We start from the raw sequence: 14,595 nt of genomic DNA on the forward strand, positions 1-14,595 counted from the left end.
CGGCGGCCCGCAGCGGCGGCCGACTGAGGACAGGCAAACCTGCATCGGCGCAGGTCAGGGCAGCCTTCGCTTCGGTGACACGGCGTCGGCACCGGCCTACCGTGGCCGAATGACCACGTTCTCCGAGCTCCTCGTGCACCCCTCCGGGACCGAGCGGCGGCTGACCGCCGGCGGCCTCAACCGGCTGCGCGCCGGGGTGCTGGGAGCGAACGACGGCGTCGTCTCCGTCGCCGCCACCGTGGTCGGCGTGGCCGGCGCGTCGTCCGCGCGCACCGCGGTCCTCGTCGCCGGCGTGGCGGCCCTCGTCGCCGGCGCCCTGTCGATGGCCGCCGGCGAGTACGTCTCCGTCAGCTCGCAGCGCGACGCCGAGCGCGCCGCGGCGCTGCCGGCCGCGCAGCAGGTGAACCCGTGGCACGCCGCCGGCGCCTCGCTCGCCGCCTTCGTCGTCGGCGGGCTCGTCCCGGTGCTCGTCGCCCTGGTCCCGTGGTCGCACGCGGCCGTCGTCCCGGCGATCGCCGCCGGCGTCGTCGTCGCCCTCGTCGTGACCGGGGCGGTCAGCGCCCGGGTCTCCGGCGCCGACGTCCGCCGCGCCGTCCTGCGGAACGTCGCCGGCGGGTCGGTCGCGATGGCCGTCACCTACGGCGTCGGGTCGCTCGTGGGCCTCGCGCTCTGACGGCCCGCGCCGCCCCTACGCTGGCGCCGTGACGAAGCCGAAGCACGGACCGACGGGCACCCCGGCCCTCGTCGCCCTCGCGGCCGCGGGCGTCGCCCACACGGTCCGCGCCTACGAGCACGACCCGTCGTCGGCGCTCGGCTACGGGCTGGAGGCGGCGCAGGTGCTCGGCGTCCCGCCCGAGCAGGTGTTCAAGACCCTGCTCACGAGCGTGGACGGGCGCCTCGTCGTCGCGGTCGTCCCCGTCACGGGGCAGCTCGACCTCAAGGCGCTCGCGCAGGCGGTCGGCGGCAAGCGCGCCGAGATGGCGGCGCCGGCGGTCGCCGAGCGGGCCACCGGCTACGTGGTCGGCGGCATCTCCCCGCTGGGGCAGCGTCAGCAGCACCCGACCGTGGTCGACGAGACGGCCTGGCTGTTCGACACCGTGCTCGTCTCCGCCGGTCGCCGCGGGCTGGACGTCGAGGTCGCGCCGGCCGACCTCGTCCGCCTCACCGGCGCCGTGGTCGCCGACGTCGCGAAGGACTGAGCCGGCGGTACGGTCCATCCCCATGGACGCCTCGCCGCTCGTCGCCCGGCTCGCGGCCGTCCGCGAGCGCATCGCCCGCGCCGCCGGCGCCGCCGGCCGCGACCCCGGGCAGGTCCGGCTGCTGCTCGCGACCAAGACCCAGCCGGTCGACCTCGTGCTCGCCGCCCTCGACGCCGACGACGCGGCGCGCGCCGGCGACGCCCGCCTCTCGCCGGTCCTCGTCGGCGAGAACCGCGTCCAGGAGCTCGTCGCGAAGGGGCCCGCCCTGGCGGGGCGTGCGCCGCTGCACCTCATCGGCCCGCTGCAGTCCAACAAGGTCAACGCCGCCCTGCGGTGGGCGACGTGCGTCGAGTCGGTGGCCTCGCTCGACCTCGCGCAGCGGCTCGCCGCGCGCGCCACGGCCCTCGACGTCCACGTGCAGGTCAACGTCTCCGGGGAGCCGACGAAGCACGGCGTGGCGCCCGGCGAGGCGGTGGCCCTCGTGCGCGAGGTGGCGGCGCTGCCGGGGCTCCGGGTGACCGGCCTCATGACGGTCGGCGCGAACAGCCCCGACCCCGAGGTGGTGCGGGCGGGCTACCGCGAGCTGCGCCGGCTGCGGGACGCGGTCGCCGACCTCGGCGTGCGCGAGCTGTCGATGGGCATGAGCGGCGACCTGGAGCTCGCGGTGGCGGAGGGTGCGACCGTCGTCCGGGTGGGCAGCGCCGTCTTCGGCCCTCGGGCCTGAGGGCCGCTCAGCCGCGGGCGCCGACGAGCTGGCGCCGCTCCTGCACGGTGCGCGCGACGGCCGCACGCAGCCGGACGGAGCGCTGCGCCCGGGCGGTCCGGGTGCGGGCGGCAAGGACGTCCTCGCGCCGGGCGAGGCGGTCCGGTCGGTGCTGGTGCATCGTCCCCTCCTGTCCGCGCTGCGGGTGCGGTCGGGGCCCGCGCGGCCGGACCCGACGACGAGGAGCGGCGAACCCCCGCGCCGATACCTCTGCACCCAGAACGTCTGCCGGGGCGCCCGCGGTTGGGGCCGCCGTGGACGGTGCCCGCGGGCCGCCGGGCCATACTGAGGCACGTGCCGACGACCACCGACCGCCGCCGCCCGCGCCGGGTCTACGGCGTGGGCACCGACCCCGACGCCCGGTTCTCCCTCGCGAACGAGCGCACGTTCCTCGCCTGGGTCCGCACGTCGATCGCCCTGCTGGCCGCCGGCGTCGCGCTCGAGGCCCTGGAGCTGCCCGTGCACGCCGTCCTGCGGTGGTGCGCCTCGATCCTGCTCGTGCTCCTAGGCGTGCTCGCCGCGGCGTGGGCGTGGGTCGCCTGGGCGCGCGTCGAGCGCGCCGTCCGGACCGGCGCGCCCCTGCCCCCGCCCGTCGCCGGTGCCGTCGTGAGCGTGGGCGTCGGCGTGGCGGGTCTGCTGCTCCTCGTCGGGCTGCTGGTCGCGTGACGTCGCCGGCCCGGCACGTCGGCGACGCCGGCCTGCAGCCGCAGCGCACCGACCTCGCCTGGCGCCGGACGGCACTCTCGCTCGCCGGCGGCTCCGTCGCGGCGGGCAAGGTGCTCGAGCTCGTGCTGGGGGGCGGCTCGTGGGCGCTCGCGGTCGTGGGGACGGGGCTGGCCGGCGTGCTCGCCGTCGTCGCCCACCGGCGCAGCCGTCGGGAGGTCGCCGGGGGCCGGCTCGTCGCGACGTGCGCCGTCACGGCCCTCCTGCTCGGGCTCGGTGCGCTCGCGTTCGTCGTCGGCGCACCCCTCGTCCGCTGAGGCGCGGGCGGCTCAGGGCACCCGGGCCGTCCAGGAGTCGTCCGCGAACTTCGTGGCGACCAGCTCGCGCGCCCGGGCGAGCTCGTCCTCGGTGAGGGAGCCCTCGACCGTGCGGTACGCCCGGCGGAAGTGCGCCGCGAAGGCCGCGACCACGTCCTCGCGGGGCAGCTGCGTCTGCGAGCGCACCGGGTCCACCCGCTTGTTGGCGCTGCGGGTGCCCTTGTCCGACAGCTTCTCGCGGCCGATCCGCAGCACCTCGAGCATCTTCGTCGCGTCGATGTCGTACGACATCGTGACGTGGTGCAGGACGGCGCCCCCGGCCACCCGCTTCTGGGCCGAGCCCGCGATCTTGCCCGCCGGCGACGAGATGTCGTTGAGGCCCGACAGCTCGGCCCGCACCCCGACGTCGGCGAGCGCGCCGAGCACCCACTGGTTGAGGAACGCGTACGACTCCTCGAAGCTCATGCCGTCGACGAGCGACGCGGGCACGACGAGCGAGAACGTGATGCAGTTCCCCGCCTCCATGAACATCGCGCCGCCGCCGGAGATGCGGCGCACCACCGTGATGCCGTAGCGGGCAGCCGCCTCGAGGTCGACCTCGTTGCGCAGCGACTGGAACGACCCGATGATGACGGCCGGCTCGACCCACTCCCAGAACCGCAGCGTCGGTCCGCGCAGCCCGGCCGCGAGCTCCTCGGTCAGCACCTGGTCGAGCGCGGCGTTCAGCGCGGGCGGCAAGGGCCCGGGGTGGACGACCTCGATCGTGTGGTCGTCCCACGTCGTCGAGAAGCCGAGCGCGCGGCGGACCGCGACGGCCACCGCCCGCTCGTCGAAGCCGACCATCGCGACCGGACCGGTGATCTCCCCCGCGCGCTCCGCCGCCCGCAGGGCCGCGCCGACCGCGTCGGCGAGCGTCGCGGTCGGCGTCGTGGCGGGCTGCCCCACGAGGGCGCGGGACAGGACGCCCAGCGCGTCGTCCGGCTCGAGGAAGAAGTCACCGCTGACGCTCGCCGCGCTGATGAGGCCGTCGTCCACCTCGACGTCGACGACCACCAGCTTGCCCGAGGGGACCTTGTACTCGCCGTGCGCCACGGGCTCAGCCTAGGCGCCGCGCCCGGACGAGCCGGCGCTCAGGGTGCGAGCGACTGGACGGCGGTCAGTGCGCGCTGCTGGACCAGCGCGTCCAGCGACTCGGGGTCGCCGAGCGTCGCGAGCGCCGCCTCGTGGCCGACGCTCGCGAGCGAGACGGCGGTCCAGCTGACGATCGCGTTGCCGACCAGCAGGTGCCCCTCGTACGTGGCGAAGTCGTCCCCCTCGGCGGTCTGGGTGACCTCCTGCACGATGGACGGGTACAGGCCCGGGCCCTCCAGCGCCGGCTGGGCCGTCCAGGTCGCGCCGTCGATGCCGGGGTTCGCCTGGCTGTACGTGGTGCAGGAGTCGAGCGTGTTGACGAGCTCGCCGAAGGCCGTCCGGGCCTCGTCGGCGTCGTCGAGCAGCAGCACCTCCTGCTGGAAGTTCAGGTCGTCGTTGAACCACGACCGGGCGTCGAAGAACTCCGGCGCGTCCCGGACGACGGTCACGGCCACCGTGCACGCCGCGGGGTCGACGCTCGAGCCCTCCGGCAGGCCCCACGCGAGCTGCCCCGCCGTGATGCCCGGCTTCACGCCCGGGGCGGCGGCCGGCACGGACGCGCGCAGGTCGGTCGGCGTCACGAACAGCCCCGCCGCGCTGTCGTCGTCGAACTCCGCGGCGGGCGGCGTCACGCTCGGGGTGGGCGCCGGCGTCGAGGACGACGCGGACGCCGTGGGGCTGGGAGGCGCCGGCAGCGTCGGGGTCGGCGAGGTGGTGCTCGAGGCCTGCAGCGAGCGGACCAGCAGCGTCCCGACGACGACACCGACGACGAGCAGCCCCACCATCAGCGCCCACCAGGGGGCACCCGGACGCCGCGGCGCGGCGCGCCGGTCACGTGCGGGCTCCGGGTCACCTCCCGTGCCGGCCACCTGGCGCGCCTCCTCCGGTCCGGCCTGCGTCTGTCGCGCAGGTCACACGTCCGAGGCTATGGCCCCGGGCGACGACGTGCCGGGTGATTGTCAGCGCGGCGCGATCCCGTGGTGGCGAAGCCCCCAGATGGCGGAGTCGGTGAGCGCCTCCCACGCGGCCTCGAGGAGGTTGGGCCCGACGCCGACCGTGCTCCAGGCGGTCTGCCCGTCCGACGTCTCGATGAGGACGCGCGTGACGGCGTCGGTGCCGTGCATCGCGTCGAGGATGCGGACCTTGAAGTCGATGAGCTCGAACGAGCCGAGCTCCGGGTAGACGCGCAGGAGCGCCTGCCGCAGCGCGTGGTCGAGCGCGTTGACCGGGCCGTTGCCCTCGCCGGTCGAGACGTGCCGCTCGCCGCCCGCGTGCAGCTTGACCGTCGCCTCGGCGGTCGCCGGCGTGCCGCGGCCCCCGGAGCGCTCGACGATCGTCCGCCACGACTCGACGCGGAAGTACCCGGGCCGCCCGCCCTCGATCTCCTCGACGAGCAGCAGCTCGAACGACGCGTCCGCGGCCTCGTACGTGTACCCGTGCGCCTCGTCGTCCTTGACGCGGTCGGTGACGCGCTGGAGCACCTCGGGCTGCTGGGACAGGTCGAAGCCGAGCTCGCGTCCCTTGAGCTCGATCGACGCGCGCCCGGCCATGTCGCTGACGAGCATGCGCATGTCGTTGCCGACGAGGGACGGGTCGGTGTGCTGGTACAGGTCCGGGTCCACCCGGATCGCCGACGCGTGCAGCCCCGCCTTGTGGGCGAAGGCGCTGGCGCCGACGTACGGCTGGCGCGCGAACGGTGAGATGTTCGTGATCTCCGCGATCGCGTGCGCGATCCGGGTCAGCTCGGGCAGCCCGCCGGTCGCGCCGCCCGCCTCGTCCGGGCGCGCCAGGACGGGGAGCGCGTACTTGAGCTCGAGGTTCGCGACGATGGACAGCAGGTCGGCGTTGCCGGTGCGCTCGCCGTAGCCGTTGACCGTGCCCTGCACGTGGGTGCAGCCCGCCTCGACGGCCGCGAGCGAGTTGGCGACCGCGCAGCCGGAGTCGTTGTGCGCGTGCATCCCGAGCACGGCGTCGGGCCCGACCGCCTCGCGCACGGCCTGGACGATCTCGGTGACGTGCCGCGGCACCATCCCGCCGTTGGTGTCGCACAGGCACACGACCTCGGCGCCCGCCTCGAACGACGCGAGCACCGCCTGCAGCGAGTACCGCGGGTCGAAGCGGAAGCCGTCGAAGAAGTGCTCCGCGTCGACGACCACGCGGCGGCCCTCCCGCACGAGGAACGCCACCGAGTCCGCGATCATCGCGAGGTTCTCCTCGCCCGTCGTGCGCAGCGCCCGCTCGGCGTGGCGGATGTCGTGCTTGGCGACGAGCGTGACGACCGGGGCCTCGCTGTCGACCAGCGCGCGCACCTGCGGGTCGTCGACGGCGCGCGTGCCCGCCTTGCGCGTCGAGCCGAACGCGGCGAGCTCCGCGTTGCGCAGGTCGAGCTCCTTCGCGGCGCGCCGGAAGAACTCGGTGTCCTTGGGGACCGCGCCCGGCCAGCCGCCCTCGATGAACCCGACGCCGAGCTCGTCGAGCAGGGGCGCGATCGCCAGCTTGTCGGCGACCGAGAGGTTCATCCCCTCCTGCTGGGCGCCGTCGCGCAGCGTCGTGTCGTACACCTGGAAGCCGGTCGTGAGGTCGGTGCTCACCGTCGTGCTCTCTTCGTCCGGGGCCGGGGGCCGGGATCTCGTCCGTGCTGGTCCTGCTCGTGCTCGTCCTGCTCGTGCTGGTCCTGCTCGTGCTGGTCGTGCGGGCCGTGCCGGGACCTCTCGTCGTCCCCGTCCCCGGCGGTGGGTGGTGCCGGGTGAGGGGGCGGCGGCCCGGCGCGGGGTGGTGGCCGGACCAACAAAAAGACCCCCCGGGGTCGGGAGGTCTGCGCGTCAGCGGGTGTGCCGACGCGCTACTCGATAATGAGGGCCCAGAGGGTCATGCGGTCAGCATGGCACACATCCCGGCCCGTGGTCACGCGTCCCATCTGCTGGACGCGCCGCGGCGCCACCTCGGGCGAGGGGGCGCCGCGGCGACCGCTGCGGCGAGGCGCTCAGGCCAGCCGGTACAGCCAGCCGTGGCGGTCCTGCGCGCGGCCGTACTGGATGTCGGTGAGCTCGTCGCGGATGCGCGTCGTCACCGGCCCCGCCTCGCCGTCGGCGACCGTCACGTCGAACGTCTCCGAGCCCAGGCGGCCGATGGGCGTGATGACCGCGGCCGTGCCGCACGCGAAGACCTCGCTCACCGAGCCGTCCGCGAGGCCGGCCAGCAGGTCGGCGAGCGCGATCGACTCCTCCTGCACCCGGTGCCCGGCGTCGTGCAGCAGCTGGATGATCGACGACCGGGTGACGCCCTCGAGGATCGTGCCGGACAGCGCCGGGGTGGCGACCGTGCCGTCGGAGCGCACGACGAACACGTTCATGCCGCCGAGCTCCTCCAGGTACGTGCCGGTGGCCGCGTCGAGGAAGCACACCTGCTCGAAGCCCTTGTCGTAGGCCTGCTGCTGCGGCAGGAGCGACGCCGCGTAGTTGCCGCCGCACTTCGCCGCGCCCGTGCCGCCGGCCGCGGCCCGCGAGTACGTCTCGGAGACCCAGATGCTCACGGGTCGCACGCCGCCCGCGAAGTACGGGCCGACGGGCGAGGCGATGACGAGGAACTCCGCCTCGAGCGACGCCCGGACGCCGAGGAAGCTCTCCGAGGCGTACATGAACGGCCGCAGGTAGAGGCTCTTCTCGCCGCCGCCCGGCACCCAGGCCAGGTCGGTGCGCACGAGGGCCTCGATCGCGCCGAGGAAGTCCGCCTCCGACAGCTCGGGCAGGGCCAGCCGGTTCGCCGAGCGGGCGAAGCGCTCGGCGTTCGCCTGCGGGCGGAAGGTCCAGACCGACCCGTCGTCGTGGCGGTACGCCTTGAGGCCCTCGAAGATCTCCTGGGCGTAGTGCAGGACGGCCGTCGCGGGGTCGAGCTGCAGCGGGCCGTAGCGCTCGACCCGGCGGTCGTGCCAGCCGTCGGCCTGCGACCAGGAGACGCGGGCCATGTGGTCGGTGAAGACGGTGCCGAACCTCGGCGCCGCCAGCGCCTCCTCGCGCTGCGCGTCCGGGACGGGCGCGTCGTTGCGGCGGATCTCGAAGAGGTCGGCGGACGTGGGCGTTGCGAGCGTGCTCATGATCGGGGGGCCTTTCACCAGGGTCGGGTCGACGGTACCGGTGAGGACGGCCGGGTGGACAGGTCGCGCGAGCGCCGTGCGGGACGGGGCTCGGCGGCCACGGGCTCGGGCCCGCGGGTGCCGGTGGTCAGCCGGCGACGCGCTGGGCGAGGTCCTTGCCCACCTCGGCCGTCGACCGTACTCGCTCGGCCGAGCCGCGCTCGGCCAGGTCGGCGGCGACGGCGGCCTCGATGCGGCGCGCGGCGTCGGCGTGGCCGAGGTGGTCGAGGAGCAGCGCCACCGACAGCACGGTGGCCGTCGGGTCGGCCTTGCCCTGCCCGGCGATGTCGGGGGCCGAGCCGTGCACCGGCTCGAACATGCTCGGCGCGGTGCGGTCGGGGTTGATGTTCGCCGACGCGGCCAGGCCGATGCCGCCGGTGATCGCCGCGGCGAGGTCGGTGAGGATGTCGCCGAAGAGGTTGTCGGTGACGACGACGTCGAAGCGCGACGGGTTCGTCACGAGGAAGATCGTCGCCGCGTCCACGTGCAGGTAGTCGACCGTCACGTCCGGGAACTCGGCGTTGACGGCCTCGACGGTCCGGCGCCAGAGGTGCCCCGCGTGCACGAGCACGTTGTGCTTGTGGACGAGCGTGAGCTTCTTGCGGGGGCGCGCGGCGGCGCGGGCGAACGCGTCGCGCACGACCCGCTCGACGCCGAACGCGGTGTTGACGCTCACCTCGTTCGCGACCTCGTGCGGCGTGCCGACGCGGATGGCGCCGCCGTTGCCCACGTACGGCCCCTCGGTGCCCTCGCGCACGACGACGAAGTCGACCTCGCCCGGGTCCGCGAGCGGGCCGGTGACCCCGGGGTAGAGCTTGCCGGGGCGCAGGTTCACGTAGTGGTCGAGCGCGAAGCGCAGCTTGAGCAGCAGACCGCGCTCCAGCACCCCCGACGGCACGCTCGGGTCGCCGATGGCGCCGAGCAGGATCGCGTCGTGGGTGCGGATCGCGTCGAGGTCCGCGTCCGTGAGCGTCTCGCCGGTGGCGTGCCAGCGGCGGGCGCCGAGGTCGAAGTCGGTCGTCGTCAGCGTGGCCGCGCCGCCGAGCGCCTGCTCGAGGACCAGGAGCCCCTGCTCGACCACCTCGGTGCCGATGCCGTCCCCGGCGACGACGGCGAGGTTGAGGGTCGGAGCGGGGTTCTGGGCCATGCCGTCACTCTAGGCCGCGTCCCACGGCTCGGGACGGCCATCTCACCACTCGGACGGGCCTTAGTCCACCGGAGGGGTCGGGCCCTCGGTCGGGTAGACCACCTCGAACCACTCGCAGAAGACCGGCATCGTCGGCCCGAACGCCTCGTCCCCCAGCACCCGTCGCCAGTAGCGCTCGTGCTCCACCCGCCACGACGCCAGCGTCGCGTCGCCCTCGCCCTCCGCCGCGGCGAACTCGTCCGTCACCTCGTCGAACGGCACCGTCTCGGTGCGCGTCGTGCGGATGAGGGCGCTCGGCGTCCCGGCACCGTCGAGGACGATCGACAGGTCGCCGACCTGGGGCGGCCGCTCGTCGCCGAACTCCGACCACGCGGTCGCGGTCGCGCGCTTGCGGCCCGCCAGCACGAGGCCGAGCAGCTCGTCGGCCAGCGCGGGCGAGTCCCCGAACGAGAACGACGGCGGCGGGACCACGTCCTTCGGGGTGCCGCCGACGACGACCTCGAACTTGCCGAGGCCCAGGTGGCCGCGCGCCGCCTGCCAGAACGCGCTCATCCCGTCGTCCACGACCGCCGGCTCCTGCTCGTCGGCGGCGTGCAGCTGCTCGTCCGTCATCGTCGTCCCTCCGTCGTCGGATGCCCCATCCTGGCGCACCGGACGGCGACGGGCCCGGCGGTTCGTGACCGCCGGGCCCGTCGTGCGTGCTGGAGCTCCGGTCAGCGAGAAGCCGAACCCCCGTGCTTTCTGGTCGGGCTCGCCGTCCCCCTGACCTCCGGCACCGGCTCGCTGCGCTCGCCAGTACCTCCGGTCAGCGGGACGCCGAACCCTCGTGCCTTCTGGTCGGGCTCGGCTTCTCCCTGACCTCCGGCACGTGCTCGCTGCGCTCGCCCGTACCTCCGGTCAGCGAGAAGCCGAACCCTCCACGTAGTCGGTGTCCGCGGGCTTCACCCACGCGAACAGCTTGCGCAGCTCGCGGCCGACCGGCTCGATCGGGTGGTTCTGGCCCTTCTCGCGCAGCGCCTGGAACTCCGGGGCGCCGGCGTCCTGGTCCGCGATGAAGCGCTCGGCGAACGCGCCGTTCTGGATGTCCGCGAGGACGGCCTTCATGTTCTCCTTCACGTCGGGCGTGATGACCCGCGGGCCGGAGACGTAGTCGCCGTACTCGGCCGTGTCGGAGACGGACCAGCGCTGCTTGGTGATGCCGCCCTCGAAGATGAGGTCGACGATCAGCTTGAGCTCGTGCAGCACCTCGAAGTACGCCACCTCGGGCTGGTAGCCCGCCTCGGTGAGGGTCTCGAAGCCGTACTGGATGAGCTGCGACACGCCACCGCAGAGGACGGCCTGCTCACCGAACAGGTCGGTCTCGGTCTCCTCGGTGAAGGTCGTCTTGATGCCGGCCGCGCGCAGGCCGCCGATCGCCTTGGCGTACGAGAGCGCGAGCGCCCACGCCTGGCCCGAGGCGTCCTGCTCCACCGCGACGATGACCGGCACGCCACGGCCGTCCGCGTACTCGCGGCGCACGAGGTGGCCCGGGCCCTTGGGCGCGACCATGAGGACGTCGTGACCCGCCGCCGGCTTGATGTAGCCGAAGCGGATGTTGAAGCCGTGCCCGAAGACGAGCGCGGCGTCGGGCTTGAGGTTCGGCTCGATCTCGTCGCGGTAGACGTGCCGCTGCACCTGGTCGGGCGCGAGGATCACGACGACGTCGGCGTCGCGGACCGCGTCGGCGACGGTCGCGACCTTGAGGCCCTGGTTCTCGGCCTTGGCGCGCGAGGACGAGCCCTCGCGCAGGCCGACGGTGACGTCGACGCCGGAGTCGCGCAGGTTCAGCGAGTGCGCGTGCCCCTGGCTGCCGTAGCCGATGACGGCGACCTTCTGGGACTGGATGATCGACAGGTCGGCGTCGTCGTCGTAGAACAGCTCAGCCACGGTTCGTTCTCCTCGGTTGGTCGGGTGCTGCAGCAGGTGGGGCTGCGGGTGGTCGGGGGGTTCAGGCGGACCGGATGACGCGCTCGAGCGCCCGGTCGGTGATGGAGCGCGACCCGCGGCCGATGGCGACGGTGCCGGACTGCACGATCTCACGGATGCCGAAGGGCTCGAGGGCGGCCAGCAGGGCGTCGAGCTTGCCCGGCGAGCCCGTCGCCTCGACGACGACCGTGTCGGGCACGACGTCGACGACGTGCGCGCGGAACAGCTGCACGACCTCGAGCACCGAGGTGCGCGACGAGGCGTCGGCGCGGACCTTGACGAGCAGCAGCTCTCGCTGCACGGACGCGGCGTCCTCCAGCTCGACGATCTTGATGACGTTGATGAGCTTGTTGAGCTGCTTCGTGACCTGCTCGAGCGGCAGCTCGTCGACGTCGACGACGACCGTGATCCGGGAGATCTCGGGGTGCTCGGTGGGACCCACGGCGAGCGAGTGGATGTTGAACGCGCGGCGCGCGAACAGCCCCGCGACGCGGGTCAGCACGCCGGGCTTGTTCTCGACCAGGACGGACAGGGTGTGACGGCTCATGTCGGTGCCTCTCAGTCCTCGCGGTCCCACGCCGGGCTGATGCCGCGGGCGTACTGGATGTCGTCGTTGCTCACGCCGGCGGCGACCATCGGCCACACCATCGCGTCGCGGGAGACGGTGAAGTCCACGACGACGGGCCGGTCGTCGATCTCGAGCGCGCGCTTGATCGTCGCGTCCACGTCCGCCTTCGTCTCGCACCGCAGCCCGACGCAGCCGTAGGCGTCCGCGAGCTTGACGAAGTCCGGCACGTGCACCGTGCCGTGGCCCGTGTGCAGGTCGGTGTTCGAGTACCGCGACTCGTAGAAGAGCGTCTGCCACTGGCGGACCATGCCCAGCGAGCTGTTGTTGACGATCGCGACCTTGATCGGGATGTCGTTGATCGTGCAGGTGGCCAGCTCCTGGTTGGTCATCTGGAAGCAGCCGTCGCCGTCGATCGCCCACACGGTCCGGTCGGGCTCGCCGACCTTGGCCCCCATCGCGGCGGGCACCGCGTAGCCCATCGTGCCCAGGCCGCCCGAGTTGAGCCACGAGTTCGGCCGCTCGTACCGGATGAACTGCGCCGCCCACATCTGGTGCTGGCCCACGCCCGCGGCGTACACCGCCTCGGGGCCGCTGAGCTCGCCGATCCGCTGGATCACGTGCTGCGGCGCGAGGTGCCCGTCGGACGGCTCCTCGTACCCGAGCGGGAACGTCTCGCGCCACGCGTCGAGCTGGCGCCACCAGCCCTCGAGGTCGGGCCTGCCGTGCTGCTCGTGCTCGCGCTCGAGCTCGGGCAGCAGGTCGCCGATGACCTCGCGCAGGTCGCCGACGATCGGCACGTCGACCGCCTTGTTCTTGCCGATCTCGGCGGGGTCGATGTCGGCGTGCACGACGGTCGCGTTCGGGGCGAACGACGACAGCAGGCCGGTCACGCGGTCGTCGAAGCGCGCGCCGAGGGCGACGACGAGGTCGGCCTTCTGCAGCGCCGCGACGGCGGCGACGGTGCCGTGCATGCCCGGCATCCCCAGGTGCTGCGGGTGGGTGTCCGGCAGGGCGCCGCGGGCCATGAGGGTGGTGACGACGGGCGCGCCCGACAGGTCCACCAGACGCCGCAGCTGGGCGCTCGCCCGGGCGCGGATCGTGCCGCCGCCGACGTACAGGACCGGCCGGCGCGCGGTCGCGAGCAGGCGGGCCGCCTCCCGGATCTGCTTCGCGTGCGGCTTGGTCACCGGGTGGTACCCGGGCAGCGCCACCTCCTGCGGCCAGCGGAAGGTCGTCTGGGCCTGCATCGCCGACTTCGCGATGTCGACGAGCACCGGGCCCGGACGGCCCGACGACGCGACGTGGAAGGCCTCCGCGATCACGCGCGGGATGTCGTCCGGGTTCGTGACGAGGTAGTTGTGCTTGGTCACCGGCAGCGTGATGCCGACGATGTCGGCCTCCTGGAACGCGTCGGTGCCGATGAGCGACGCCCCGACCTGCCCCGTGATCGCGACCATCGGCACGGAGTCCATGTGCGCGTCGGCGATCGGCGTGACGAGGTTCGTCGCGCCCGGGCCGGACGTGGCCATGCAGACGCCCACGCGACCCGTCGCGGCCGCGTAGCCGGCGGCGGCGTGCCCGCCGCCCTGCTCGTGCCGCACGAGGATGTGCCGCACGCGCTGCGAGTCCATCAGCGGGTCGTACGTCGGCAGGATCGCGCCGCCCGGGATGCCGAAGACGACGTCGACGCCGACCTCCTCGAGCGACCGGACGATCGACTGCGCACCCGTGACCTGCTCGACGACCGGGCCGGCGGTCGTCGCCGGTCGCGGCGGGACGACCGACGCCGGCGTGGCCGGCGGAGCGGACGGGCGAGGCGGAGCCGGATGAGGACCCTGGGCCATCGGTGTCTCCCTGGTCGAGCTGTCGGTGCGGTGGTGGTGCCGGGCACAAAAAAACCCTCGGGCCCGTGGGGGCCGACGAGGGGAGCGCGCGCGATCGAGGACCTGTGCGGTGGCCTCAGCCGGCGCGCTCAGGAAGTACTACGAGGGTGATGACGGTGATCGGCACGCGGCCGACAGTACGCCCGCCGTCGGACGATGTCACGCAGCGCCCCTCGCGTCTCACATGGTGGTTCACGCGTTCACGTCGTGGACGCCACGACGTCGTCGGCGGGCTCGGTGTCCATGTCGAACGCCGGGAGGCCGTCGATGCTCGTCCGGTTCTTCAGCCGCCGGTACGCCGCGCGCCCCTCGACGCCTTTGCGCTCCATGTGCGCCGGGAGCAGGTCCCGCTCCCCCACGTACTCCATGAGCGGCACCGCGTACCCGCACGAGTCGGAGACGCGCTCCACGTCGACCACGACCACGGCGCGCGCGCCGCGCGTCTCGGGGAACAGCGCCACGAGCTCCTCGAAGCCGTCGTCGTACAGGGTCACGAACCGACCGTGGCCGTGCAGCCGCACGATGTTGGGCGGGCCGTCGAACGCGCAGAACATCAGCGTGATCCGGCCGTTCTCGCGCAGGTGCGCGATCGTCTCCGCGCCGCTGGCCGTGAGGTCCACGTAGGCGACGGTGTGGTCGTCGAGCACGACGAACGCGCCGGGGACGCCCTTCGGCGAGACGTTCACGCGCCCGTCGGGACCGCTGGGCGCGGTCGCGACGAAGAACACGTGCTGCGCGAGCAGGAACGCCCGCATCCGGTCGTCGATCCGCTCGTGCACCTTCCCCATGCCGTCAGGCTACGGCGGGCGCGTCGAGCGCCGGGGAGG

16 protein-coding genes are annotated in these 14,595 nt (G+C 73.9%); 5 read left to right on the forward strand and 11 right to left on the reverse strand.

Going from position 1 to position 14,595, the window contains the following annotated elements; all coding sequences use genetic code 11:
* Positions 1–109: 109 nt before the first annotated feature.
* The 3 genes from HGCM_RS15815 to HGCM_RS15825 are packed head-to-tail and all read left to right on the forward strand — an operon-like array spanning position 110 to position 1,923.
* Positions 110–673, forward strand: coding sequence for a VIT1/CCC1 transporter family protein (locus HGCM_RS15815; RefSeq protein ID WP_019137791.1), 564 nt, complete (start codon positions 110–112; stop codon positions 671–673).
* A 28-nt stretch (positions 674–701) separates the two neighbouring features.
* The gene (gene ybaK, locus HGCM_RS15820) at positions 702–1,199 is read left to right on the forward strand and encodes a Cys-tRNA(Pro) deacylase (protein ID WP_019137792.1); all 498 of its coding nucleotides are present in this window, start codon (positions 702–704) and stop codon (positions 1,197–1,199) included.
* A gap of 22 nt (positions 1,200–1,221) precedes the next feature.
* Positions 1,222–1,923 carry a YggS family pyridoxal phosphate-dependent enzyme gene (locus HGCM_RS15825; protein WP_019137793.1) on the forward strand — a complete coding sequence of 234 codons (702 nt, stop codon included), beginning with the start codon at positions 1,222–1,224 and terminating at the stop codon, positions 1,921–1,923.
* A gap of 7 nt (positions 1,924–1,930) precedes the next feature.
* Here the strand turns inward: HGCM_RS15825 and HGCM_RS19515 are convergent, their stop codons facing one another.
* A complete protein-coding gene (locus HGCM_RS19515) occupies positions 1,931–2,083 on the reverse strand; it encodes a hypothetical protein (protein ID WP_019137794.1) in 153 nt (50 codons plus the stop codon).
* A gap of 173 nt (positions 2,084–2,256) precedes the next feature.
* Here HGCM_RS19515 and HGCM_RS15835 point away from each other — a divergent pair, with 173 nt between their 5' ends.
* Positions 2,257–2,628 carry a YidH family protein gene (locus HGCM_RS15835; RefSeq protein WP_019137795.1) on the forward strand — a complete coding sequence of 124 codons (372 nt, stop codon included), beginning with the start codon at positions 2,257–2,259 and terminating at the stop codon, positions 2,626–2,628.
* The gene (locus tag HGCM_RS15840) at positions 2,625–2,942 is read left to right on the forward strand and encodes a DUF202 domain-containing protein (protein ID WP_019137796.1); all 318 of its coding nucleotides are present in this window, start codon (positions 2,625–2,627) and stop codon (positions 2,940–2,942) included. Before HGCM_RS15835 ends, HGCM_RS15840 begins: the two co-directional genes overlap by 4 nt.
* 12 nt (positions 2,943–2,954) lie before the next feature.
* Here the strand turns inward: HGCM_RS15840 and lplB are convergent, their stop codons facing one another.
* The 10 genes from lplB to HGCM_RS15890 form a co-directional block, all read right to left on the reverse strand.
* Complete coding sequence (gene lplB / locus HGCM_RS15845) at positions 2,955–4,034, reverse strand: lipoate-protein ligase small subunit (protein ID WP_019137797.1); 1,080 nt, start codon at positions 4,032–4,034, stop codon at positions 2,955–2,957.
* Positions 4,035–4,072: 38 nt separating this feature from the next.
* A complete protein-coding gene (locus tag HGCM_RS18960; RefSeq protein ID WP_154653418.1) occupies positions 4,073–4,858 on the reverse strand; it encodes a hypothetical protein in 786 nt (261 codons plus the stop codon).
* Positions 4,859–5,032: 174 nt separating this feature from the next.
* The gene (gene cimA, locus HGCM_RS15855; protein ID WP_019137798.1) at positions 5,033–6,664 is read right to left on the reverse strand and encodes a citramalate synthase; all 1,632 of its coding nucleotides are present in this window, start codon (positions 6,662–6,664) and stop codon (positions 5,033–5,035) included.
* Between the two features lie 392 nt (positions 6,665–7,056).
* On the reverse strand, positions 7,057–8,166 hold the full coding sequence (locus tag HGCM_RS15860; RefSeq protein WP_019137799.1) for a branched-chain amino acid aminotransferase: 1,110 nt from the start codon (positions 8,164–8,166) through the stop codon (positions 7,057–7,059).
* 127 nt (positions 8,167–8,293) lie between these two features.
* Entirely contained in the window at positions 8,294–9,352 is a 1,059-nt protein-coding gene (locus tag HGCM_RS15865; protein WP_019137800.1) for a 3-isopropylmalate dehydrogenase, read from the reverse strand.
* 60 nt (positions 9,353–9,412) lie between these two features.
* Positions 9,413–9,964 (reverse strand): ASCH domain-containing protein, encoded by a 552-nt coding sequence (locus HGCM_RS15870; RefSeq protein ID WP_019137801.1) that lies wholly within the window; start codon positions 9,962–9,964, stop codon positions 9,413–9,415.
* 285 nt (positions 9,965–10,249) lie between these two features.
* On the reverse strand, positions 10,250–11,278 hold the full coding sequence (gene ilvC / locus HGCM_RS15875) for a ketol-acid reductoisomerase (RefSeq protein WP_019137802.1): 1,029 nt from the start codon (positions 11,276–11,278) through the stop codon (positions 10,250–10,252).
* A gap of 61 nt (positions 11,279–11,339) precedes the next feature.
* Positions 11,340–11,864 (reverse strand): acetolactate synthase small subunit, encoded by a 525-nt coding sequence (ilvN, locus tag HGCM_RS15880; RefSeq protein WP_019137803.1) that lies wholly within the window; start codon positions 11,862–11,864, stop codon positions 11,340–11,342.
* A gap of 11 nt (positions 11,865–11,875) precedes the next feature.
* A complete protein-coding gene (locus HGCM_RS15885) occupies positions 11,876–13,729 on the reverse strand; it encodes an acetolactate synthase large subunit (protein ID WP_019137804.1) in 1,854 nt (617 codons plus the stop codon).
* Positions 13,730–13,968: 239 nt separating this feature from the next.
* The gene (locus HGCM_RS15890) at positions 13,969–14,556 is read right to left on the reverse strand and encodes a pyridoxamine 5'-phosphate oxidase family protein (protein ID WP_019137805.1); all 588 of its coding nucleotides are present in this window, start codon (positions 14,554–14,556) and stop codon (positions 13,969–13,971) included.
* Positions 14,557–14,595: the final 39 nt, after the last annotated feature.

It is taken from the genome of Cellulomonas massiliensis JC225 (assembly GCF_000312005.1).
Classification (GTDB): Bacteria; Actinomycetota; Actinomycetes; order Actinomycetales; family Cellulomonadaceae; genus Cellulomonas; species Cellulomonas massiliensis.